This window comes from Nocardia barduliensis (assembly GCF_013315795.1).
Classification (GTDB): Bacteria; Actinomycetota; Actinomycetes; order Mycobacteriales; family Mycobacteriaceae; genus Nocardia; species Nocardia barduliensis.
Window position 1 is genome coordinate 57356 of sequence record NZ_JABLTE010000013.1, and the last position, 21533, is coordinate 78888.

Sequence of the window (21533 nt, forward strand, 5' to 3'; positions counted from 1 at the left end):
CGCGCTGTCGCGGCCGCGCCGTGCGCGGGTTACGTTGACGGGAACAGTAAGACCTTGGCGCCGGGTCGGAGCAACGCCGATCCGGCACCGCAGGAGGGAGTTTCCGCGATGCTGGTGCGGCATCTGGACTGCGCGACCATGTGCCCGGTCGGCGGGCGCGCGCTGCTCGGCAGCGGTGGGCTGTTGACCGGCGGGCTGGTCGGCCATTGCCTGCTCGTCGAGTCCGATGACGGGCTGGTGCTGGTCGACACCGGCTTCGGCATGGCCGACGTGCTCGACCGCGGCCGACTCGGGGTCGGCACCGCGCGGCTGCTGCGGCCGCGGCTGCGTCCGGAACTCACCGCGCTGCACCAGATCCGCGCGCTCGGCTATCGGCGCGAGGACGTCCGGCACATCGTGCTCACCCATCTCGATGTGGATCACGCCGGCGGGCTGGCCGACTTTCCCGACGCCACCGTGCACGTCTTCGCCGATGAGCTCGACGCGGCCACCCAGCGCCTCACCCTCGCTGAGAAGCTGCGCTACCAGCCGCGCCAATGGGAGCACGGGCCCCGCTGGCTGGCCCACGAAACCGGTGCGGACACCTGGTTCGGCTGCACGGCCGTCCCGGTGCTCGAGGACATCATGCTGATCCCGCTGGTCGGGCACACCCGCGGGCACAGTGGCGTGGCGGTCCGCCAGAGCGACGGCTGGCTGCTGCACTGCGGTGACGCCTACTTCCACCACCGGCAGTTGGCGGCGGGGAAGGGGCGTCCGCCGGTCGGGCTCGGCGTCTTCGAGGTGTTGGCGAGCACGATGGCGCGTGCGCGGGTGGAGAACCTGGAGCGCCTGCGCGCGCTGCGCGCCGATCACGGCGACCGGGTGCGGATGTTCTGCGCGCACGATCCGCACGAGCTCGCCCAGTTCACCGCGGTGCCGGTGCGCTGAACCCGGTCAGTCCAGCCGGAAGTCCGCGAAGTCGAATCCCGGCGCGACGATGCAGCTGACCAGCACGTACTCCGCGCCCGCCGGTCGCGCCGACTGGCTGACACCGCCGGGCACCACGGCCTGGAGCACTTGACCGCGCTCCAGGCCGGGACCGAGGATCACCGTCTCGCCGCCGATGTCCAGCGCCAGCGGGCCGCCGCGATGCCAGAGCCACAGCTCGTCGGATCGCACGGTGTGGGGGGCGGACTGCTCGCCCGGCAGCAGCAGGAAATGGATCGCCGTGGCGGCGGCACGCGGACCGGGGTAGCCCTCCGGCGTGAATTCCACCGGGCTGCGCCAGGTTTCGCGAAACCAGCCGCCCTCGGGATGCGGCGCGAGGTCGAGGGCGACGGCGAGCGGCGGTCGATTGTCGGTCATCGTTCGACTATGCCCGATCCGCTCAGCTCTCCTCGATGCGCCAGGTGATCCCGAAAGGCGCCAGCGCGTCGAGGAACTCGGCGGCGTCGAACGCTTCGGCGGGTGCTAGCGCGCCCGGCGCGGCCGCGCCCTCGGCCAGCCGGACAGCCGTCTCCACCGCCATCAGCGCCGAATCGCGATAGGAGTCGACCCCGCTCACCACACCGCGGACCTGGCGACCGTCCACGCCGAACGTATCCACCACGAGGTCGTAGCGCAGATCCGAACTGGGCTCGTCGGGCAGCGTATCGATGAGTTCGGCGGTGAATGCGCTGAGCGTATCGAGGATCGACGTGGCGAGCACGCCCTCCACGTAGGCGACCCGCGCGTGCCGGGGGATGGTGAGAACCGGGGGTTGCGGGAACTTCGCGACGGCGGTCGGCTCCGCGTGCCCTGGGAAGGTCATCTTGTCGTGGCGTGCCGTCGCGCCGGTGCGGAATTCGCCGTCCGCGTAGTGCCAGCCACCGGTACGGAACCAGTCCAGGCTGGCGTACACCGTCTTCGCGCTTCCTTTCGAACCGTTGCCGCCGCTCTTGCTCAGGTGGCTCAGCACCACTTCGGCCGGTCCGGCCACCCGGCGGGTGGTCAGGTGAGCCAGCAGGTCGCCGGGGAGGTTGCTGTCGGTGATGCCGGAGACCAGGGTGACCCCCGCCGCTTCGGCGCGCGGACCGAACTCGTCGAAAACCCGCCGCGCGAACAGTTGTTCGCCGGACATGTCGGTGTAGTGCGCGTGAGCGTCGATCGACGCCGCGAGCACCGCCGCACCGTGCTCGACGTAAGCGGGCAAGCTGCTGATCACGACGTCGGCGCCGGTGAACGCGGTGACGAGGGCCGCGTGGTCGGTCAGCTCCGCTACCCGGATGTCGGCGTTCGGCAGGTCGACGGCATCGGCGGCGGACCGGATGCGATCGGCGTCGCGGCCAACCAGGATCGGGGTGATACCGCGGCGGCGCAGTTCGGCGAGCAGGTAGCCGCCGGTGTGGCCGGTGGCGCCGTAGACGGCAATGGCGGGAGTGGCTTCGGTTGATGTCATGGGAAGAAATCTATTGCCCAGCAGTGAGTCAACCAATGCTTGTAAAGCTCGATGTTTTGTCCATAACGCTCACATCGGGAGTGATACGGTGATCTGGTGGACATCCTCAGCGAGGCCATCGCCGCCATCCGCACCGGTAGCCCGACGTCGGGCCTGTTCATCCGGCACGCGCCCTGGGGGCGCCGGTATCCCGTGGTACCCGGCGCGGGGTTCCACGTGGTCTTACAGGGCTCGTGCTGGGTGGTGCCGCCGGACGGCCGCCCGATGGCGCTCGGCGCGGGGGACGTGTTGTTCATGCCGCGCGGCGCCGACCACGATTTGGTCGACAGCTTGGACTCCCCGGTCACCGAGCACGCGCTGCCCGGCGAGCCCAGGGAGATCGTGGGGCCCGGTGTCCGGACCGCGTTGCTGTGCGGCGCCTACGAACTCGGCCGCGGCCGTAGCCATCCCATCCTCGACGAGCTGCCCGAATTCATCCACCTGCCCGCGCGCCCCGGGCGCCATCCCGCGCTGCGCGGCGCCGTCGATCTGCTGGCCGCGGAGATCGCCGAGCCGCGCCAGGGCAGCGACGCGGCCGTACCCGCGATCCTGGAGACGTTGCTGCTGTTCATCCTGCGTGCCTGGTTCGACGAGCAGGCCGACGTGCAATCCTCCGGGTGGGCGGGCGCTTTCGCCGATCCCGCGGTGGCTGCGGTGCTTCGAGCCGTGCACGAGGAGCCCGCACGCCCCTGGACCGTCTCCGATCTCGGTCGCGTCGCGGGCGTCTCCCGCGCCACCCTCGCCCGCCGCTTCACCGCGACGGTCGGCGAACCGCCACTGGCCTACGTCACCCGCTGGCGCATGCTGACCGCCGCCCGCCTGCTCCGCGACACCGACAGCAGCCTCGGCGCTGTGGCCCGCCGCGTCGGCTACACCTCCGAATTCGCCTTCGCGAAGGCATTCAAGCGCGAATACGGTTCGGCCCCAGGGCAGTACCGTCGCGCGGGCGACAGCACGCCCCTGGTCGCTGTCTGATCGGTTCCGAGAGTCATTGCCCGTCAGCGCCGTTCGCTGCTCGGCGCTTGTCGGCGGTCACGGCCGACCGCGGATTCGCGCCGCGTTACCCGTCGCAGCGCCCGGCCGGTGGCGCGAATTCGCCCGGACGGTCCTGGCTGTCCGACGGCCGACCAGGGTCGCGAGCCGAGCGCGCACTCGGCGCGGCCGAGGGGCTCGCGGACTACCGCTGAATTCAGCTGAACGGCGAGTTCGGCCGTTCCTGGAGTTCGCCGTCGACGTAGATGTCGACCTTCTCGTTGTAGAAGCACACCAGCCCGGCGACCTTCTGGCTCTCCGGAAGCGGCGTGCGGTAGCCCCAGACGTAGTCGGGGTACTCCTTGCCTGCTACCCGGGCGGTCCAGTAGTCGGCGGTGCCCTTGTACGGGCAGCTGGTCTGGGTGGCCGAGGGGTGCAGCAGGTCCATGCGGACATCGGTCATCGGCAGGTAGTACCGCGCGGGCAAGCCCGTCTCGAACAGGATGCGCGGCGCTCGGGAGTCGGCGACGGTGACGCCGTCGATCTCCACCCGCACATGCCGTGAACTGGCCAGGATGTCGACGCGCGAGTAGGGGTTGCGCGGATGGACGTAGATCGGTTCGTCTTCCTCGAACCACTCGTCCATCGCGTTCCACTCCAGCCGCACCAGATCGCGCAATGCGGTGAGCGGCGAGTCGTGATACCGCAGCGCGGCCCCGCCCGCTGTCGTTCCGTCGACCATGACGTCGTAGACGGTCGCGTCGCCGCGGCTCGCGGAGTGCTGGGTATGCCCGTTCGGCTCGAGCTTCGCGCGCACATCCGCGACCGGCAGATAGTAGGCCGGGTAGTGCGGGTTCTCCCAGACGAGCACCGGCCGCACGCTGTCGGCCACCAAGTGGCCGCCCAAGTAGACCCGCACTCGCTTCTGGCTGGTCTCGACGCTGACGCGGCCCCGCTTCGCTTCGGTCATATCTGTCGACCGTACTCCTCGCACCAGGCGCGCGCGGAGTGAGAACGACGAAGGCGGCCACGCTCGTGGCCGCCTCCGGTGCGCGGTCGGCTCAGTTGTCGCCGACCGTGCTGGCCTTGGCTTCCTCGACGCTGCGCGGTGCGGGATCGCGCTCGTGCTCCGCGGGGCTCGCGCTGGAATCAATTCTGTTGCGGGGCAGTGGGTTCGGGCGCCGGCTCGGCGTAGTGGATGTCGTAGGCCGCTGCGATCGGATTGATCTTCACCGGGTCCAGCACGCCGTCGGTCAGCACCGACGCCCCGGCTTCGAAGAGGTCTTCCAGGTAGCACTCCCATCCGCCGGGTGAGGAGATCTGCAGTACCCGCGGCGGTGGCTGCGACCCGCAGCGCAGGGCGTGCGGCACGCCATGCGGCAGGAGCACGAACATGCCTTCGGTCGCGGAGAGGGTCCGGTCGTCGAACTCGACCTCGAGCGTGCCCGCGAGCACGTAGATGCATTCGTCCGCGACGTGGTGCGTGTGGCGGGGGATGTCGCGCGCGAGGGTCACCTCGAGCAGGGAGAACCTGCCTTCGGTGTCGGCGGTGGTGGCTTTCACCGCGAACGCGGGCGGTAACGGCACTCGGCCGGGACGCGCCTCGCCGGGCTCCAGGAGGCGGAAACGATTGTCGGACATACTGCTACCCTTCGATGACATGAAACGGAATCGGATTCCGATTCCGTTTGAAGCGTAAACATGGAGGGATCGCCAGTGTCAAGCCCACCGACGCCCCGGCGGCAGCGCGCCGACGCCACGCTCAACCGCGCCCGCATCCTTGCCGTGGCTCGCACGCTGTTCGCCGAACGCGGTGCGGCGGTGCAGCTGCCGGAGGTGGCTCGCGCGGCCGGAGTCGGCGTGGGGACCGTCTATCGCCATTTCCCCACCCATGCCGACCTCATCGAGGCGGCCGCCGAGCAGCGTTTCGCCGAGATCGAGGACTTCGCCCGCACCGTATGCCTGCGAGCCGAGCCCGGTACGGGGCTGGCCCGCTATTTGCACCACGTCGGCGCGGTCCTCGCGGCCGATCGCGGACTCTCGGCGGCGATCGGGGCGGCTCGGCAGTCGGCGGGGAGCGAGCCGCGGGGCGAATCCCGCACCAAACTCGAGGGTGTGATCGGCGAACTGCTCGAGCGGGAGCGCGCCGCGGGAACGCTACGCGACGACTACACGGTGGCGGACGTCTACCTGATCGTCGGCGCGATGTCCGCGACCATCAGCGCCGGTAACGACTGGCGGCGACTGGTGGACATCGTGCTCGACGGCCTGCGCCCGCGGGCCGCCGACGCGGCCCGCGAACGCGGGTGATCCGCCCGGCTCAGCCGGGGACGATATTGGCGTTGCGGTGGAAGACGTTGCCCGGGTCGTAATGGGACTTGATCTCGGCCAGCTTCGCGTATTTGGCGCTTCCGTAGGATTCGCGGACCCGGTCGTGCTCCGCCTCCGCCATAAAATTCACGTAGCCGCCGCGGTTGGACGCCATAGGCAGCAGCGCTTCCCACGTCCTGCGCACCCACTCCCGGTCGATGGCGAGCGTCTCGGCGTCGGGAGTGATCGCGGTGATATTGCAGCCGTAATGCGGGGTGCGCGCGCCGCCGAATGCGGTGTCGGCTTCGCGGACAGTGCTGAACGCGCCGTTGAGCGGAAAGATCGGCATGAACGACAGCGGGGCGGTTTTCTCGGCGGCGTTCGCGGTGAGCACTGCGATGACGTCGTTCGAGAAATCGTCCAGATCGAGCGCCTTCTCGTACCCGTGGACGCCCCACGGCGCCGCCGCGTCGAGCATCCGCTGCAACCCGGTATAGGGGATCGGGCTGAGGAATTCGAACAGCGGCGGCATCGCGTCCCGCATCGGCGCCACCGCGGCTGCGTGCTCCTCCGCGGTGCCGAAACCCACGACGATCAGGGCGTGGCCCGCTCGGCCGTGGTATCGCTCCGGGACGAAAGCAGCGGGCGGCGCCGACATCGCCAGCGCTATCAGCGCTCCCGACCGGCGCGGCAACGTGGGAATGAACTCGCGAATCAGCCGGAGTGCGTCGGTGCCGTCCGGCATGTCCCAGAAGAACAGGCCGAGATGTACTTCCGGCCCGACGCGATGCAGGCGATATTCGAATTCGGTGACCACGCCGAAATTCCCGCCGCCCCCGCGAAGTGCCCAGAACAAATCCGCGTTCTCGGTCTCGGACGCCCGCACCACCGAGCCGTCGGCGAGAACCACCTGCGCCGAGACGAGATTGTCGATGGCCAGCCCGGCCATCCGGGTCAGCCAGCCCATGCCGCCGCCGAGCGTGAGGCCGCCGACGCCGGTATCGCTGATCACCCCGCCGGTCACCGCCAGCCCGTGCGCCTGGGTCGCGGCGTCCAGGTCGGCCATCGTCGCCCCGCCGCCGACGCGGGCGCGCTCGGTCTCCGGATCCACCGCGACGCCCTTCAGCGCGCTGAGGTTGATCATCAGGCCGCCCTCGCCGACCGCGGTCCCGCTGTAGGAGTGGGCGCCACCGCGAACGGATATCTCCAGCCCGCGGTTCTCGGCGAAGCCCAACGCCGCGGTCACGTCACGGGGCGACAGGCACTGGGCGATCACCGCGGGGCGCCGATCGATGTCCGCGTTCCACACGGCGCGGGCCTGCTCGTATCCGACGTCTGCGGGGCCGTACACCGGCCCGTCCATGGTGGACCGTAATACCTCGAGATCGGAATTCACTGTTTGCGTCATGGCATCCTCCCGGCTGGTAGGCCCCGACGACTTGTTGGGAGACGAGCCGGCATCTCGACTCGCTACGGCACCGATCCCGACCTGCGGTGCCACTCGAAAACGCACCCCCGACCATGCAAAATGTGGCGCGTATCACATCATAGTTCATCGTATCCGGCCACCGGCGGTTTCCGGACAGGGCGCACCGCCGATCAGCGCGGTGCGCCGCTGCCCCGGCTCACGCGGGCTGCGTCGCCGGGCGGTGCGCGGAGCCGAACAGCTGTGCGTCCCCGTGGGCGCGCTTGAAGAACAGGTGCGCGTCATGTTCCCAGGTGATCGCGATGCCGCCGTGCAGCTGGACGGTCTCGGCCGCGATCGCGGTGAGCGCTTCCGAGCAGTGCACCCTGGCGACCCAGACGTCCTCGGCGGCCGACGGACGGTGCGCCGCCACCGCCGCGGTGGCCGCGACGGACGCGGACCGGGCCGATTCCAGCAGCACGTACATGTCCGCCATGCGGTGCTTGAGTGCCTGGAAGCTGCCGATCACCCGGCCGAACTGCACGCGGGACTTGGCGTAGTCCACCGTCATCTCGAGGCAGCGGTCCGCCGCGCCGACCTGCTCGGCGGCCAGCGCGGTCCACGCGATCTCGCGCAGCCGCACTACCGTCGCCGCCGGGTCGCCCGAGCCGAGCCGTCGTGCGGGCACGCCGCTGAAGCCGACTTCGGCCAATCTGCGGGTGGGGTCCATGGTGGGCGTGGATCGCCGGGTGACGCCAGGTGCGGTGGGCTCGATCTCGAAGAGGCCGGTCCGGGTGACCACGACGAAGGTGTCCGCCGACATCCCGTCGAGCACGTAATGCGCGGTTCCGGTGAGCGCGCCGTCCGTCTCGTGCACGCCCGGTTCGTCCCAGCCGCGCTCGCCCGCCCAGCAGACCGCGATCGTGCGGGTACCCTCCGCCACTTCGGGCAGCAGCCGCGCGCACGCCTGCGCGTCACCGGACAGCAGCACGGCCTGTCCGCCGAGGACGGCGGAGCCGAGCATCGGCACCCCGGCGAGTGTGCGGCCCAATTCGCCGACCACCAGCAAGGATTCGACCAGGCTCGCACCGAAGCCGCCGTACTCCTCGGGAATGGCCAGCGCGGCGACGCCGATCTGCTCGCAGAGCAGCCGCCACAGCGCCGGGTCGTAGCCGAGTTCGGTGTCCATCGCCGCCCGCACGGCCGCCGACCCGGCGTGCTTGGTCAGCAGCGCCCGGACCGACGCGAGGAATTCCTGATGTTCGGCGGTGCTCATCGGTGTCCTTTCGCGCATGAGCGGGTGGTCACGCTGCGCTGCCGCCTCGGGGACCGGCCGCTCATGCTGTGCGCGTATTGGGCGTGAGCGGGGCCCTCCGTGGTGGTCATGCTGCGCTGCCGCCTCCGGGCCTGACCGCTCATGCGATGCCTCGATCGGCGCGATCCCGGTCGGTGTCCTCGCGCAGCGCCGCCGCGATCCGGGAGCGGTGCAGATCCGGCGTGCCCCACGCCGAGCGCAGTGCGGTCACCTTGGTCAACCACAGCGACAGGTCGTATTCGGCGGTGTAGCCGATCGCGCCGTGCACCTGGAGGGCGGCGCGGGCAGCCCGATAAGCCGCGTCGCCGCAGGCGATCACCGCCGCCGAGACATCCCGGCCACGGGTGGGGCCGGTCATGGTCAGCGCCGCCCGGTACAGCAGTGGCTCGGCCAGATCCAGTGCGATCAACACGTCCGCGAGCTTCTGCTTCACGGCCTGGAACTCACCGATCGGCTTGCCGAACTGCTTGCGCTGCTTGGCATATTCCGTCGACGCGTGCAGCAGCGCCCGGCCCGCACCGAGTAGTTGGGCCGCGCAGGCCAGCGCGCCGGCGTCGAATCCCGCGGCCGCGGCCGCGCGGACCTGCTCGCCCTCGGCGACGCTCTCGCCCGCCGTGACCGCGAACAGGCGGCGTGCGGGATCGACCGAGCGCACCAGACCGGCGCGGTGTCCGGTGGCCAGCTGGTTCGCGTCGGCCAGCAGGACCACCTCGGCGGTGTCGGCGTCCAGCGCGACGCCGCCGAGGCCGGGCGAGGCGAAGGCGACGGTGCCCAGCGTCGCGCCCTCCGCGAAGCCCGGCAGCCACCGCGCGGCCGGTTCTTGCTCCGGGAGCGCTTGCAGCAGCGCCGGAAGCGCCGCGGCGGTCTCCACCAGCGGTCCCGGCACGGCTGCCCGGCCGATTTCCTGGAACGCCACGACCAGATCGATCGGCTCCGCGCCGATGCCGCCGTGCTGCTCGGCGACGGCCAGGCCGAGCACACCGGCCTCGGCCAGCTGCCGGATCAGCGCGCGACCGGGCCCGCTGTCGCCCGATGCCCACGCGCGCACGGCGGCGGGTGCGCGCCCCGCCTCCAGCAGTTTGCGCAGGCTGGCGCCGAAGTCGAGTTGTTCGGGGCTGAGCGCGAATCTCATCGGCTGCTTCCTCTCGGTAGTCCGAGCAGCCGCTCGGCGATGATGTTGCGCTGGATCTCGTTGGTGCCCGCGTAGATCGGGCCGGACAGGGCGAACAGGTATCCGTCGGTCCACGGCCCGGAACGTTCCGCCGACGCGCCGAGCACCTCGAGCGCGGTCTCGTGCATGGCGATGTCGAGTTCGGACCAGAACACCTTGGTGATCGAGGATTCCGCGCCCAGCTTGCCGCCCTCGTTCAACCGGGTGACCGTGCCGAAGGTGTGCAGCCGGTATGCCTCGCTGCCGATCCAGGCGTCCACCACCGCGTCGCGCTGCGTGGTGTTGGCCTCCTCGCCGGTCTCGCGCCACAAATCGATCAGCCGCTGCGCGGTGGCGCTGAACCGGCCGGGACTGCGCAGCGAGAGGCCGCGCTCGTTGCTGGAGGTGCTCATCGCCACCCGCCAGCCCTCGCCGGGCGCGCCGATCACGTCGCGGTCGGGCACGAACACGTCGTCGAGGAAGATCTCGGCGAAGCCGGGTTCACCGTCCAGCTGCGGGATCGGGCGCACCGACACGCCGTCGGCGGTCAAGGGGAACATCACGTAGGTGAGGCCCTTGTGCCGCTCGGCCTCGGGGTCGCTGCGGAACAGGCCGAAGGCCCAGTCGGCGAAGGCGGCGCGCGAACTCCACGTCTTCTGGCCGCTGAGCACCCAACCGCCGCTGGTGCGCCGCGCGGTCGAACGGATCCCGGCCAGGTCGCTGCCCGCTTCCGGCTCCGACCACGCCTGCGCCCAGATGTCGTCGCCGCGCGCCATCCGCGGCATGATCCGTTCCAGCTGTTCGGGCGTGCCGTGTTCGAACAGCGTCGGCGCCAGCAGGAATATGCCGTTCTGGCTGACCCGGCCCGGCGCGCCCGCCGCGTAGTACTCCTGCTCGAACAGCACCCATTCCAGCAGCGCGGCGTCGCGCCCGCCGAACTCCTCCGGCCAGGAGACCACCGAGAGCCGGGCGTCGGCGAGAGTGCGCTCCCACGCGCGGTGCGCTTCGAATCCCGCTTTCGTGTCCATCGAGGGCAGCGGTTTCGCCGGTTTGTTCGCGGCCAGGAATTCGCGGACCTCCCGCTGGAATTCCTGGGTCGCCTGGTCGAGATCCAGATCCACTACGTCGTTCCGTTCTGTTCTGCGGTGCTCGCCGAAGCCTTCATCGACTTGGCGTTCATGCCGCCCAGCGAGTCGGCGCCGACTTCGGCGTTGTGCGCGTGCGCGAAGTGATGCAGGCCGAAGACGGAGTCCATGCCCGACCGCATGCCCATCAGGTCCTCGGCCTGGTTGACCGCCTTCTTCGTCAGCGCGAGACCGAATTGCGGCATGGTGGCGATCTTCTCGGCCAGCGCCAGCGTCTCGGCCTCCAATTCGGCGCGCGGCACCACCCGGTTGACCATGCCCCATTCCTTGGCCTGCGCGGCGCCGAACCGGTCGCCGGTGAACAGGAACTCCTTGGCCGCGCGCGGACCCATCACCCACGGGTGCGCGAAGTACTCGACGCCCGGAATGCCCATGCGCACCACCGGATCGGAGAAGAACGCGTCGTCGGAGGCGATGATCAGATCACACACCCAGGCCAGCATGAGCCCGCCCGCGATGCAGGCGCCCTGCACCATCGCGATGGTCGGCTTGGGAATCTCCCGCCAGCGCCTGCACATTCCGAGGTAGACCTCGAGCTCCCGGGCGAAGCGCTGATCGCCCCCGGCCCGGTCCACGTGGTCCCACCACAGCGCGGCCTTGTTCTGGTATCGCACGTGGTGGTCGCGGCCTGGCGTGCCGATGTCGTGCCCGGCGCTGAAGTGTTTCCCGTTGCCTGCCAGCACGATCACCCCGACCTCGGGGTCCTCCACAGCCCGCTCGAAGGCCGCGTCGAGCGCGTAGGTCATCACCGAGTTCTGCGCGTTGCGGTAGTCCGGCCGGTTCAGCGTGACGATCGCGACGCGCCCGCGCCGCTCGTAGGTGACGACCTCACCCTCGTCCGGGATCGCCGGACCCTGGTCCGGGGTTGCCGGTTCCGACATTACGACTTCTCCTCACGTAGTTGACGCTTGAGCACTTTCCCGGCGGCGCTGTAGGGCAGCTGATCGCGGAACTCGACGAAGCGCGGCACCTTGAAGTTGGCCAGCACGGTGCCCGCGTGGGCGAGCACCTGCTCCTCGGTGAGGGCCGAGCCGGGCTTGCGCACCACGTACGCCTTGCCCACCTCGCCCATCCTGGTGTCGGGCACGCCGATCACCGCCGACTCGGCCACGCCGTCCAGCCGGGCCAGCGCCTGTTCGACCTCGGCGGGATAGACGTTGAAGCCGCCGCAGATGTACATGTCCTTGAGCCGGTCGGTGATCTTCAGGTAGCCACGGTCGTCGACCGTGCCGATATCGCCGGTGTGCAGCCAGCCGTCGGCGTCGATCGCCTCCGCGGTGCTGTCCGGATCGTCCAGGTACCCGAGCATCACGTTCGGTCCGCGCAGCAGGACCTCGCCCGCCTCGCCGATGCGCAGTTCGAAGTCCGCGATCGGCCTGCCGCAGGTGTTCGCGATGGTCTCGGCGTCGTCCTCGACGCGGCACATGGTGCCGAAACCCGCGCTCTCGGACAGGCCGTACGCGGTGATCACGACGTCGAAGGCAAGTTCCGAGCGCATCCGCTCGATCAGCACCACCGGCACCGTCGCCGCGCCGGTGACGGCCACCCGCAGCGAGCTCAGGTCGAACTCGGCGCGGCGGGGGAAGTCCAGGATGGTCTGGTAGATGGTCGGCGGGCCGGGCAGCACGGTGACCTGCTGCGCGCCGATCAGCCGCATCGTCTCCGGCACGTCGAAGGTGGCCTGCGGGATGATCGTGGCCCCGGTGACCAGGCAGGCGAGGATGCCCGCTTTGTAACCGAAGTTGTGGAAGAACGGGTTCACCACCAGGTACCGGTCGTCACCGCGCAGCGTGGCGCACTCGGCCCAGGCGCGCACCACCGACAGCGCCTGCCGGTGCGCGACCAGGGTGCCTTTGCTGCGGCCGGTGGTGCCGGAGGTGAACAGGATGTCCGACAGGTCGTCCGGGCGCACCGACTCGGCGCGTTCCTCGGCGTCCGCCACGGTCACCCCGGCGGCGACGGTCGCCAGTTCCGACCAGTCCAGCGCGGCGATGTCGGTGTTCTCCGTGCCCGGCTCGGCCGGGATCACCACCACCGTGTCGATGGCCAGATCCGGCGCGGCCGTGCGCAGTTCGGCGAGCCGGTCGCGACCGAGGAACGGACCCGCGATGAACAGCGCCTTCGCGTGCACCCGGCCCAGCACGTCGGCGGCCTCGTCGGCCACGTAGCGGGTGTTCAGCGGTACCAGCGCCGCGCCCGCGTAGTGCGCGGCCAGCGCGGCGATCACCCAGTGGTGGGTATTGGGCGCCCACATGGCCACGCGGTCGCCGGTCCGCACGCCGCGCGCGATGAGCGCCCGCGCCACTTCCTGGACCGCCTCGAGCAGCCCGGCCCAGTCCAGCCGGACCTCGCCGTCGGCTATCGCGGGGGCGTCGCCGAAGGTCCGAGCGGCATGGTGCAGTGCCATCGGTGTCGTCTGTGCAGGGGTTGTCACGGTTTTCCTTACCGTCGGCGAGTCACTTATGCGAGTGCTCTACAAAGCAAGTGCTTGGTAGGTTATCCTACCGGCGTGGGTGCGATCCAGACCTCAGAATCCGACACCGCCGCTCCGGACGGGCGGTTTTCCGCCGCGCAGGACGAGCGATTCGCCGCCGACGTGCGCGATTGGCTGGAGGAGAACCTCAACGGCGAATTCCGCGAGTTGCGCGGCCTCGGCGGTCCCGGCCGCGAACACGAGGCCTTCGACGAGCGCCTGGCCTGGGACCGGCACCTGGCCGCGGCGGGCTGGACCTGCCTGGGCTGGCCGAAGGAGTACGGCGGCCGCGCGGCCACGGTGCGCCAGCAGGTGATCTTCCACGAGGAATACGCCAAGGCCAACGCGCCCGCGCGGGTGTCGCACGTCGGTGAGGAACTGCTCGGCCCGACCTTGCTCGCCTTCGGCACGCAAGCCCAGAAGGACCGGTTCCTGCCCGGCATCCGCAATGTCGGCGAACTGTGGTGCCAGGGTTACTCCGAACCCGGCGCGGGCTCCGACCTGGCCGCCATCACCACCGCCGCGCACCTGGACGGCGACGAGTGGTCGATCAACGGGCAGAAGATCTGGACCTCCCTGGCGCACGTCGCGGACTGGTGCTTCGTCGTTGCCCGCACCGAGCGCGGCTCCGCACGGCACAAGGGCCTGTCCTACCTGCTGGTCCCGATGAAGCAGCCGGGCATCGACGTGCGCCCGATCATCCAGCTGACCGGCACGTCGGAATTCAACGAGGTCTTCTTCGACGATGCCCGCACCGCGGCCGACCTGGTGGTCGGCGAGCCGGGTGACGGGTGGCGCATCGCCATGGGCACGCTCACCTTCGAGCGCGGCATCTCCACCCTGGGCCAGCAGATCCGGTTCGCCCGCGAGCTGGCCGACATCGAGGCGCTGGCCCGCCGCATCGGCGCGGCCGACGACCCGCTGATCGCCGACCGGATCGACCGCGCCTGGGTCGGGCTGCGCGTACTGCGCGCGCACGCCATGCGCACGATGGAGGGCGCGGGCGTGGACGACGGAGCGGGCCAGGCCTCGGTGGCGAAGCTGCTGTGGGCCAACTGGCATCGCGGGCTCGGCGAACTGGCGATGGCGGTGCTCGGCGCCCGGGGCCTGGTGGCGGGCGAGGACGATCTCGACGAATGGCAGCGGCTGTATCTGTTCACCCGCGCCGACACCATCTATGGAGGTTCGAACGAAGTGCAGCGCAACATCATCGCCGAGCGCGTGCTCGGCCTGCCGCGCGAGGCTCGCCCATGACCGGCCCGCTGTCGGTCGCCCCCGAGCCCGTCGCCGGGCACGGCCTGCTGACCGGGCGCACCGCCGTGATCACTGCGGCTGCGGGCACCGGCATCGGCTCGGCCACCGCGCGCAGGCTGCTGGCCGAGGGCGCGGACGTGGTGGTCTCCGACTGGCACGAACGACGGCTGGCGGAGACCGCGACCGAGCTGGCCGCCGAGTTCCCGGACCGGCGGGTCGCCTCGATCGCGTGCGACGTGCAGAGCACCGAACAGGTGAACGCCCTCGTGCGCGGCGCTGCCGAGGCCGTCGGGCGGATCGATGTCATGGTGAACAACGCCGGGCTCGGCGGCGAGACGCCCGTGGTCGACATGACCGACGAGCAGTGGGACCGCGTCCTCGACATCACCCTCAACGGCACCTTCCGCTGCACCCGCGCCGCGCTCGGCTATTTCCGCGAGGCGGGCCACGGCGGCGTCATCGTGAACAACGCCAGCGTGCTCGGCTGGCGCGCGCAGTACGGCCAGGCGCACTATGCCGCCGCCAAGGCCGGCGTGATGGCCCTGACCAGGTGCAGTGCGGTCGAGGCCGCCGAATTCGGCGTCCGGGTCAACGCGGTGGCTCCCAGCATCGCCAGGCACGCGTTCCTGGACAAGGTCAGTTCGACCGAGTTGCTGGACCGGCTCTCGGAGCGGGAGGCGTTCGGCCGCGCGGCCGAGCCGTGGGAGGTCGCCGCGACGATCGCGATGCTGGCCAGCGACTACACCACCTACCTGACCGGCGAGGTGGTCTCGATCAGCAGCCAGCGCGCCTGAGCCGCACCGCTTCCGGGATCGTCCGCTTCGCCGCGGGCGCACGAGCCCACCCGGCGACCGCCGAGCAGCCGCTCGTCCGGATCTTCGAGACCGACCTCGCACGCCGTATTGCGATCGCCTTCTCGCATCGCGTGCACCCCGCGAAATGGGCGGCTGATCAGCTGAAAAAGCGCGAGCAGGAGGGCGCCGAGGTGTGCCATGCTGGATGAGATCTGATCGGCGCTCTCCGAGGGGGCGATGGCTATGGGCCTGGATCGCCCACCTGCCCGCGAACAACTGGAACTCGACGTCGTGCGCGAAGTCGTGCTGGCTCGGCGACGGCTGGACAGCCTCGTCCTCTCGGCGCTGACCCTCGGCGCCGAGCTCATCGAGCACACCTCCGTACGCACGGTCGCCACGGCCGCCGTGCGCATCCTCGAGCAGCACGCCGTCGACGAGGGCGAGGTCGCCCGCGACCCGCGCGGCGCGCTACGGGCCGATCTGGCACGCGACCGCGAGCGCGCCCGCCGCATCGGCCTGGGTGCCGATGGCGCCGACGCCGAACAGGAGCGGCGCAGGCAGCGCCGAACGGCTCTGCTGTGCGAGGTACGCGCCGACCTGCTCGCGGTGGTGGCGAAATGCCGGAAATTCCGCTTCGACCGGGTGACTTTCGCCGACGAGATCGCCCAGGGGCTGTGCGCGGCCACCGACAAACTGGTGATCGGCGCCGATATGGACACCTACCACGCCTGGCAGCGCGGCATGGTGCTCAAGCTGATCGAGGAACCGGTGCGGGGCGGGCCGCCGCGGGTGATGGCCACCGTGGACGCGGGCCCGGACCGCGGTCAGCTCACCGTCGAGTGGGACAGCTGCGAACGTCGTCTCGCGCTCGTCGCGCGGATGGCGCGGGCGGGGGTCTCGCCCGTCGTCATCTGTGATCGTCTGCTCGCCGACCTCTCGGTCTCCTCGCCGCTGCGCTACTCGGCCCGTTGAGCGAGGCCACTCGACCAAGCAAATGCTTGGTTGTATGATGGCCGTGTGACCGCACCAGACGCCTCTAAATCAGCACGGCGCAGCGAGTTGCTCGCCATGGCGGCCGAATTGTTCGCCGAGCGGGGATTGCGCGCCACCACAGTGCGTGACATCGCCGACGCGGCCGGAATCCTCTCGGGCAGCCTCTATCACCACTTCGACTCCAAAGAGTCGATGGTGGACGAGATCCTGCGCGGATTCCTCGACGACCTGTTCGGCCGCTACCGCGAGATCGTCGCCTCCGGTCTGAGTTCGCGAGACACGCTGGAAGCCTTGGTGCTCGCGTCCTACGAGTCGTTCGACCGGTCGCACGCCGCGGTGGCGATCTACCAGGCCGAGGCGAAGCGGCTGCGCGCCTCGGAACGCTTCACCTATATCGCCGACTACAACCGCGAATTCCGCGAGCTGTGGCACCGGGTGCTCACCAACGGCGTCCAGGACGGCAGCTTCCGTGCGGAACTCGACGTCGAACTGGCCTACCGGTTCCTGCGCGACACGGTGTGGGTGGCGGTGCGGTGGTACCAGCCGGGTGGCTCCATCACCGTCGAGAACCTCGCCAAGCAGTACCTGACCATCGTGCTCGACGGGCTCACCGTCCCCGAGCGCACCACGTAGGAGTCCTTACATGTCAGCACCTTCCACGTCCCGCCGTCCGTATGCCCCGCTGCGGGACGCCTACGTGATCGATGCGGTACGCACCCCGGTCGGCAAGCGCGGCGGTGCGCTGGCGGGCGTGCACCCGGCCGACCTGGGTGCGGCCGCACTGCGCGGCCTCCTGGACCGCAGCCCGATCGACCCTGGCATCGTGGACGACGTCATCGTCGGTTGCGTCGACAACGTCGGCCCGCAGGCGGGCAACATCGGCCGCACCATGTGGCTCACCGCCGGATACCCCGAAGAGGTTCCCGGCGTCACGGTCGACCGGCAGTGCGGATCCAGCCAGCAGGCCATCAATTTCGGCGCGCAGGCCATCATGAGCGGCACCGCCGAGGTGATCGTCGCGGGCGGCGTGCAGAACATGAGCGCGATCCCGATCTCCGCGGCCATGTTCGCGGGCCGGGAATACGGCTTCGAGACCCCGTTCGTCGGCGCCCAGGGCTGGGACCACCGCTACGGCACCGGTGAGGTGACGCAGTTCCGCGCGGCCCAGCTGATCGCCGAGAAGTGGGGTATCAGCAGGGAAGAGATGGAGCGCTGGGCGCTGCGCAGCCACGAGCGGGCCCGCGACGCGATCAAGAACGGCCGCTTCGACAACGAGATCGTGCCGGTCGGCGACTTCGGGATCGACCAGGGACCGCGCGAGACCAGCCTGGAGAAGATGGCGTCGCTGCCGCCGCTGGCCGAGGGCAGCCCGCTCACCGCCGCGGTGGCCAGTCAGATCTCCGACGGGGCCAGCGCCACCCTGCTCGCTTCGGAGTGGGCGGTGCAGGAATACGGCTTGACCCCGCGAGCGCGCATCCACCACGTGAGCGCGCGCGGCGCGGACCCGATCTTCATGCTCACCGCCCCCATTCCGGCCACCAGGTGGGCGCTGGAGAAAACCGGTCTCACCATCGACGACATGGACGTCATCGAGATCAACGAGGCGTTCGCGCCGGTGGTGCTGGCCTGGCTGAAGGAGACCGGGGCCGACCCGGAGCGCGTCAACGTCAACGGCGGCGCGATCGCGCTGGGCCACCCGCTCGGGGCTACCGGCGCGAAGCTTTTCGCGACCTTGCTCAACGAACTCGAGCGGATCGAGGGCCGCTACGGCCTGCTCACCATCTGCGAGGGTGGCGGCACGGCCAACGCGACCATCATCGAGCGTCTGCCCCACTGAGTCGCGGCGAGCGGCACGTCGGCGAAAAACGAGTCGCCTGACGTGCCGCTCGGGTGCGCACATCGTCGGTTCGGCGGCGCGAGGCGAGTTCGTCGGACCGCGTTCCTCGGGCTCGCCCCGCTCGAGCGCCGTCGTGACAAGCTCGACATTCCGCCGTGACGCGACCGTTCGGTGCGGCGAGGCTATCGCTGGGAGCGCAGATACTCGTCGTGTTCGCGGTCTTCGCGGTAATAGCGCTGGGTCAGGACGGCGAGGCGGTTGATCTCGGCTGCCATGGCGGCGGGTTCGAGAGGCTTGGCGATGATGGGGTCGCCGGTCTTGACGTAGTAGCGGCCGTCCGCGTAGTCCATCCACCAGAAGCCGCGCCCGAAGCCCGGGCGGGCATCGACGGCCGGGCCCGCGAGCACCGTGATCTCGCCCAGGCCGAGTCGTTCGCGTTTGAAGACCCGGTCCAGCTGCGCGACGATGCCGATCTCGTACGGCTTGCGGACATGCCGTTCCCGGTCGGCGGTCACCTCTTCGCGGCGCACTTCGATCGGCGGGTGGTTGCCCGCCGGCATCTTGGGCAGCGCGGCTACCGCCTTCGCGGCGACTCGTCGGGCGGCGCAGTAACTCACGATCACGTCACCGCCGGTGTCCGGCGCTGTACCGGGAAGCTGGACCAGGGTGGCGCCGATCTGCCCGCGCACGGCCCCGTGGAAACGGAAGACGATCGACATGTCCGGGCCGCCCATTCCTTTGGACTCGACACGAACCTCCGGCTCCAGCAATACGTCGAGCGCCCGTTCCAGGTCGACAGCGTATCGACCCAGTAGCGCGTCGACCGCTTCCTCACGCTGACGCTTCAGGTCGGCGAAGTCCATCTCTTCCGGCCGGTATTGCAGCGGGTAGGGCAGGCGGTCGCGACCATAGGCGGCCCAGAGGATCTCGAATTCCTGTCCGGTGAATCGCCAGTCAGCCATTCGGGTTGTCCCCGATGACCGGAGGAACCGATTTCGGCAAAAAGTCCAGACCGGTGAGTTCCTCGCCGTTGTGCTGATTGACGAGGTAATCCTTGACGCCGGAGGTCTCGTGCTCATCGTCTTTGCCGCGAGCCCCCGTTCCCGGGGCGATGCCGGACGTGCCAGCCGTGCCGGTTCGAGCCGCCGGGCTGGCCGTGGCGGTGGCGGCGGGCACCGCACTCGGCTGCTGCGGACCGACCGGGATATTGCGGCCCGGGGCGGGAGTTCCGGTGGTGTGCGGGGTGCCTGGAGTGCCGAGACGGCCGGGACCGTTCGGGCTCGTCACACCGGGACGGCCCGGTGTCGTCGGAGCGGCGGTGGTGAGGGCCGGACTCGGTGTATTGGTGCTGTTCGGTGTGGTCGACGGCGCGGTGGAAGTGGTCGGCTGCACGCTGGTCGGCTGATCCATGCCCGCCGGGGTGACCGCTTGCGGTGTGGTGGCGGCGGGGTCGGTCCCGGGCGATCGCTGCGGGTCGCCGTCGGATTGTTCGGTGGACTCCGGTTGCGCGCCTTCCGGGTTGGTGGACTCAGGGGTCGCCTGTGGTCCAGAAGAATTCGCGGTACCAGGTGACGACGTACTTGGCTGTGGCCCGGCATCCGCCACGATCTGCGGGGCAGTGGGAAGGACGGGCACGCCATGGTCGGTCTGATAGGCGACTTGCCCGTACACCGTGCGCAGGATCCGCCGCGCCTCCTGCGTGGCTTCCTCTTCGGTGTAATCGCCCGCCTTCATGACGCCGTCTTGGGGCAAGGTTTTACCCAGCAGGTCCGGGCGTTCGGTGGCCTGCGGCATCAACGCCTGCGTCTGCTCGAGGCCGGTATGCATCTCGGACAGTTTGAAGCTCACGAGGGCCGCGGCATCGGCCAGATTCCCCGACTGGTTCCGGTAGTTCGTGACCGCGTCGGCGGCCGCCTTGCCGGATTGCCCCGTCCAGCCCGGATTGGTGCCGTCCCCGGTCACCGTGCGGCCGAACTGCTCGTTGAACGCCTGAATCGCGCCGGTCAGGTTCATCCCGATGTTCAACCACGCCTCGGACGCCTCCCGCACCGTCCCCGGCCGCATCGCGTTCACCGCGTCGACCATCTGCGCCAACGTCATGCTGTCGTAGTTGTCCGGCCCCGGAATCCGCGGCGGCTCGTACTCTCCCTGAAACGACGTGCCCAACCGATCGGTGAAGTCGTAGATCGTGTCGCGCTCCCGATTCCACTGCTCCTGCGCGGCGATGATCCGGTCGCGATACTCCTCGTAGGTCATGGTTGGGGGTCCAAACCGGTGAACTGATCGGCTCTCGTCCGATCCAGCTCTACGAAGTTCGCAATGGCTTTGGCGACAACTTGTTTCGCGATCTTCACGGCGTCGATGTGTTGCATGAGGACGGCGTCCAAGGATTGGTCGGTTCCGCTCGACTTCAGCCTGAACTTCTCCTGCAGCACAACCCCCGACGGAAACGGGCCGAACCCGGTGACCTCGATGATTCGGTCGGTCATCCGCATAATGCCGTCTAGACGATCGAGGTAGTTGTCGCATGCTGTATCCAGACCTCGGCCGACATCCGGATGCAGCATCAACTCACCAGCGTTGGCTTGGTCCAGCAGCCTGCGCCATTCCGCTGGATCGACCCCTATGACCATCGCCCCTCCTCAGCTCGTGGGCAGGTACCGCACCAGGTCGTCGGCGTGACGACCTGCCTCCTGACACGGATCGCCTTGTCTTCCAATCGAGTAGCGCGTCGTCACCTTGAAAATTACTGTTCCGTGAGGGTTCTCGACCGCGACGCTGCATTTGAGTCGCTTGCTATCCCCGACATCCAGATACTGCAGGGCCCGGTGCGGGCCGACCTTCAACGGAGTAAACGATTCCTTGTCCTGACGTTGACGAACTTCGTCCAAAGCGAAGACTCCGGACAGGATGCCGAGGTCGTACCATCGCGCTGCGGCCTGCCAGCCACATACCTTCCACCCGGTGAAGTCCACCCCGGCTACATCTCTCTCCTTGGTCGCCTGATTGAGACCGGTGCCGGAGATTGCTGATTCCGGCAGCGTGCACGGATCCCACAAAGTGGCTTCGGAGTCGGCCGACCTCGAAGCCGATGAGGACGGTGAGGCCACGACAGTGGTCATCGTTGTCGTCGGCGTATCCGTGGCGTCATCGCATCCGACGACAACAGAAGTGGCAGCGAACGCGAGCGCGGCACCGCGCAGAACCTTCCCCCAGCTCGTCATCGGTTCCTCACCGCCGGTGCCGTAACGCATCGACGGGGGCCGGACCGGCTTCTCCGCCCCCTGCAAGCTGGGATCGACGCTACTGCCCGGTCCCCACCGGTGCAATAAACTCGGTGTTGATCACTCCATCCCGATTGTGAAGATGTGCAACGCGTTTCAACTGCCACGATCGTGTGCGACGGTGATGGTCTTACGCCCTCAGTGCG

22 protein-coding genes are annotated in these 21533 nt (G+C 69.5%); 8 read left to right on the forward strand and 14 right to left on the reverse strand.

Features of this window, described 5'->3' with window-relative positions; all coding sequences use genetic code 11:
- Positions 1 to 108 precede the first annotated feature (108 nt).
- Positions 109 to 927 carry an MBL fold metallo-hydrolase gene (locus HOV91_RS08560; RefSeq protein WP_174184888.1) on the forward strand — a complete coding sequence of 273 codons (819 nt, stop codon included), beginning with the start codon at positions 109 to 111 and terminating at the stop codon, positions 925 to 927.
- Between the two features lie 6 nt (positions 928 to 933).
- Here the strand turns inward: HOV91_RS08560 and HOV91_RS08565 are convergent, their stop codons facing one another.
- Positions 934 to 1344 (reverse strand): cupin domain-containing protein, encoded by a 411-nt coding sequence (locus tag HOV91_RS08565; protein ID WP_174184889.1) that lies wholly within the window; start codon positions 1342 to 1344, stop codon positions 934 to 936.
- Positions 1345 to 1366: 22 nt separating this feature from the next.
- A complete protein-coding gene (locus HOV91_RS08570; protein ID WP_174184890.1) occupies positions 1367 to 2416 on the reverse strand; it encodes an NAD(P)H-binding protein in 1050 nt (349 codons plus the stop codon).
- 96 nt (positions 2417 to 2512) lie between these two features.
- Here HOV91_RS08570 and HOV91_RS08575 point away from each other — a divergent pair, with 96 nt between their 5' ends.
- A complete protein-coding gene (locus HOV91_RS08575) occupies positions 2513 to 3430 on the forward strand; it encodes an AraC family transcriptional regulator (protein ID WP_174184891.1) in 918 nt (305 codons plus the stop codon).
- Between the two features lie 214 nt (positions 3431 to 3644).
- Here HOV91_RS08575 and HOV91_RS08580 read toward each other — a convergent pair whose 3' ends face one another.
- Positions 3645 to 4397, reverse strand: a complete 753-nt coding sequence (locus HOV91_RS08580; RefSeq protein WP_174184892.1) for a DUF427 domain-containing protein — start codon at positions 4395 to 4397, stop codon at positions 3645 to 3647.
- Between the two features lie 179 nt (positions 4398 to 4576).
- Positions 4577 to 5068 (reverse strand): cupin domain-containing protein, encoded by a 492-nt coding sequence (locus tag HOV91_RS08585; RefSeq protein ID WP_174184893.1) that lies wholly within the window; start codon positions 5066 to 5068, stop codon positions 4577 to 4579.
- Positions 5069 to 5143: 75 nt separating this feature from the next.
- On the opposite strand from HOV91_RS08585, the gene HOV91_RS08590 reads away from it, so the two are divergent.
- Entirely contained in the window at positions 5144 to 5737 is a 594-nt protein-coding gene (locus tag HOV91_RS08590; protein WP_217439905.1) for a TetR/AcrR family transcriptional regulator, read from the forward strand.
- 10 nt (positions 5738 to 5747) lie between these two features.
- Here the strand turns inward: HOV91_RS08590 and HOV91_RS08595 are convergent, their stop codons facing one another.
- From HOV91_RS08595 to HOV91_RS08620, 6 genes are all read right to left on the reverse strand, one after another.
- Entirely contained in the window at positions 5748 to 7145 is a 1398-nt protein-coding gene (locus HOV91_RS08595; protein WP_174184895.1) for an FAD-binding oxidoreductase, read from the reverse strand.
- 217 nt (positions 7146 to 7362) lie between these two features.
- On the reverse strand, positions 7363 to 8418 hold the full coding sequence (locus tag HOV91_RS08600; protein WP_174184896.1) for an acyl-CoA dehydrogenase family protein: 1056 nt from the start codon (positions 8416 to 8418) through the stop codon (positions 7363 to 7365).
- Positions 8419 to 8557: 139 nt separating this feature from the next.
- Positions 8558 to 9589, reverse strand: a complete 1032-nt coding sequence (locus HOV91_RS08605; protein ID WP_174184897.1) for an acyl-CoA dehydrogenase family protein — start codon at positions 9587 to 9589, stop codon at positions 8558 to 8560.
- Complete coding sequence (locus HOV91_RS08610) at positions 9586 to 10728, reverse strand: acyl-CoA dehydrogenase family protein (protein WP_174184898.1); 1143 nt, start codon at positions 10726 to 10728, stop codon at positions 9586 to 9588. Before HOV91_RS08610 ends, HOV91_RS08605 begins: the two co-directional genes overlap by 4 nt.
- The gene (locus tag HOV91_RS08615) at positions 10728 to 11633 is read right to left on the reverse strand and encodes an enoyl-CoA hydratase (protein ID WP_174184899.1); all 906 of its coding nucleotides are present in this window, start codon (positions 11631 to 11633) and stop codon (positions 10728 to 10730) included. Before HOV91_RS08615 ends, HOV91_RS08610 begins: the two co-directional genes overlap by 1 nt.
- Positions 11633 to 13186, reverse strand: a complete 1554-nt coding sequence (locus HOV91_RS08620) for a FadD3 family acyl-CoA ligase (RefSeq protein WP_312884524.1) — start codon at positions 13184 to 13186, stop codon at positions 11633 to 11635. The genes HOV91_RS08615 and HOV91_RS08620 overlap by 1 nt, the downstream gene beginning before the upstream one ends.
- A 75-nt stretch (positions 13187 to 13261) precedes the next feature.
- On the opposite strand from HOV91_RS08620, the gene HOV91_RS08625 reads away from it, so the two are divergent.
- The 5 genes from HOV91_RS08625 (at position 13262) to HOV91_RS08645 (ending at position 18103) form a co-directional block, all read left to right on the forward strand.
- On the forward strand, positions 13262 to 14479 hold the full coding sequence (locus HOV91_RS08625) for an acyl-CoA dehydrogenase family protein (RefSeq protein ID WP_174184900.1): 1218 nt from the start codon (positions 13262 to 13264) through the stop codon (positions 14477 to 14479).
- Complete coding sequence (locus tag HOV91_RS08630) at positions 14476 to 15273, forward strand: SDR family oxidoreductase (protein ID WP_174184901.1); 798 nt, start codon at positions 14476 to 14478, stop codon at positions 15271 to 15273. The genes HOV91_RS08625 and HOV91_RS08630 overlap by 4 nt, the downstream gene beginning before the upstream one ends.
- 243 nt (positions 15274 to 15516) lie before the next feature.
- Positions 15517 to 16245 (forward strand): hypothetical protein, encoded by a 729-nt coding sequence (locus HOV91_RS08635; protein WP_174184902.1) that lies wholly within the window; start codon positions 15517 to 15519, stop codon positions 16243 to 16245.
- Between the two features lie 96 nt (positions 16246 to 16341).
- Positions 16342 to 16899 (forward strand): TetR/AcrR family transcriptional regulator, encoded by a 558-nt coding sequence (locus HOV91_RS08640; protein WP_217439949.1) that lies wholly within the window; start codon positions 16342 to 16344, stop codon positions 16897 to 16899.
- Between the two features lie 49 nt (positions 16900 to 16948).
- Positions 16949 to 18103 carry an acetyl-CoA C-acetyltransferase gene (locus tag HOV91_RS08645; protein WP_174184942.1) on the forward strand — a complete coding sequence of 385 codons (1155 nt, stop codon included), beginning with the start codon at positions 16949 to 16951 and terminating at the stop codon, positions 18101 to 18103.
- 182 nt (positions 18104 to 18285) lie between these two features.
- Here the strand turns inward: HOV91_RS08645 and HOV91_RS08650 are convergent, their stop codons facing one another.
- From HOV91_RS08650 to HOV91_RS08665, 4 genes are read right to left on the reverse strand one after another with little or no spacing between them, the layout of a single operon-like run.
- Positions 18286 to 19065, reverse strand: a complete 780-nt coding sequence (locus tag HOV91_RS08650; RefSeq protein WP_174184904.1) for an ESX secretion-associated protein EspG — start codon at positions 19063 to 19065, stop codon at positions 18286 to 18288.
- A complete protein-coding gene (locus HOV91_RS08655; RefSeq protein ID WP_174184905.1) occupies positions 19058 to 20359 on the reverse strand; it encodes a hypothetical protein in 1302 nt (433 codons plus the stop codon). Before HOV91_RS08655 ends, HOV91_RS08650 begins: the two co-directional genes overlap by 8 nt.
- Positions 20356 to 20736, reverse strand: a complete 381-nt coding sequence (locus HOV91_RS08660; RefSeq protein WP_174184906.1) for a hypothetical protein — start codon at positions 20734 to 20736, stop codon at positions 20356 to 20358. The genes HOV91_RS08655 and HOV91_RS08660 overlap by 4 nt, the downstream gene beginning before the upstream one ends.
- Before the next feature lie 9 nt (positions 20737 to 20745).
- Positions 20746 to 21357, reverse strand: a complete 612-nt coding sequence (locus HOV91_RS08665; protein WP_174184907.1) for a DUF3558 domain-containing protein — start codon at positions 21355 to 21357, stop codon at positions 20746 to 20748.
- Between the last annotated feature and the right edge of the window lie 176 nt (positions 21358 to 21533).

Coding starts and splice junctions, on each gene's coding strand:
- HOV91_RS08580 (WP_174184892.1), bottom strand. CDS start 4,397: ATGACCGAAGCGAAGCGGGGCCGCGTCAGCGTCGAGACCAGCCAGAAG.
- HOV91_RS08595 (WP_174184895.1), bottom strand. CDS start 7,145: ATGACGCAAACAGTGAATTCCGATCTCGAGGTATTACGGTCCACCATG.
- HOV91_RS08640 (WP_217439949.1), top strand. CDS start 16,342: ATGGCGGCCGAATTGTTCGCCGAGCGGGGATTGCGCGCCACCACAGTG.
- HOV91_RS08565 (WP_174184889.1), bottom strand. CDS start 1,344: ATGACCGACAATCGACCGCCGCTCGCCGTCGCCCTCGACCTCGCGCCG.
- HOV91_RS08600 (WP_174184896.1), bottom strand. CDS start 8,418: ATGAGCACCGCCGAACATCAGGAATTCCTCGCGTCGGTCCGGGCGCTG.
- HOV91_RS08585 (WP_174184893.1), bottom strand. CDS start 5,068: ATGTCCGACAATCGTTTCCGCCTCCTGGAGCCCGGCGAGGCGCGTCCC.
- HOV91_RS08560 (WP_174184888.1), top strand. CDS start 109: ATGCTGGTGCGGCATCTGGACTGCGCGACCATGTGCCCGGTCGGCGGG.
- HOV91_RS08650 (WP_174184904.1), bottom strand. CDS start 19,065: ATGGCTGACTGGCGATTCACCGGACAGGAATTCGAGATCCTCTGGGCC.
- HOV91_RS08635 (WP_174184902.1), top strand. CDS start 15,517: ATGGGCCTGGATCGCCCACCTGCCCGCGAACAACTGGAACTCGACGTC.
- HOV91_RS08665 (WP_174184907.1), bottom strand. CDS start 21,357: ATGCGTTACGGCACCGGCGGTGAGGAACCGATGACGAGCTGGGGGAAG.
- HOV91_RS08630 (WP_174184901.1), top strand. CDS start 14,476: ATGACCGGCCCGCTGTCGGTCGCCCCCGAGCCCGTCGCCGGGCACGGC.
- HOV91_RS08660 (WP_174184906.1), bottom strand. CDS start 20,736: ATGGTCATAGGGGTCGATCCAGCGGAATGGCGCAGGCTGCTGGACCAA.
- HOV91_RS08570 (WP_174184890.1), bottom strand. CDS start 2,416: ATGACATCAACCGAAGCCACTCCCGCCATTGCCGTCTACGGCGCCACC.
- HOV91_RS08655 (WP_174184905.1), bottom strand. CDS start 20,359: ATGACCTACGAGGAGTATCGCGACCGGATCATCGCCGCGCAGGAGCAG.
- HOV91_RS08615 (WP_174184899.1), bottom strand. CDS start 11,633: ATGTCGGAACCGGCAACCCCGGACCAGGGTCCGGCGATCCCGGACGAG.
- HOV91_RS08605 (WP_174184897.1), bottom strand. CDS start 9,589: ATGAGATTCGCGCTCAGCCCCGAACAACTCGACTTCGGCGCCAGCCTG.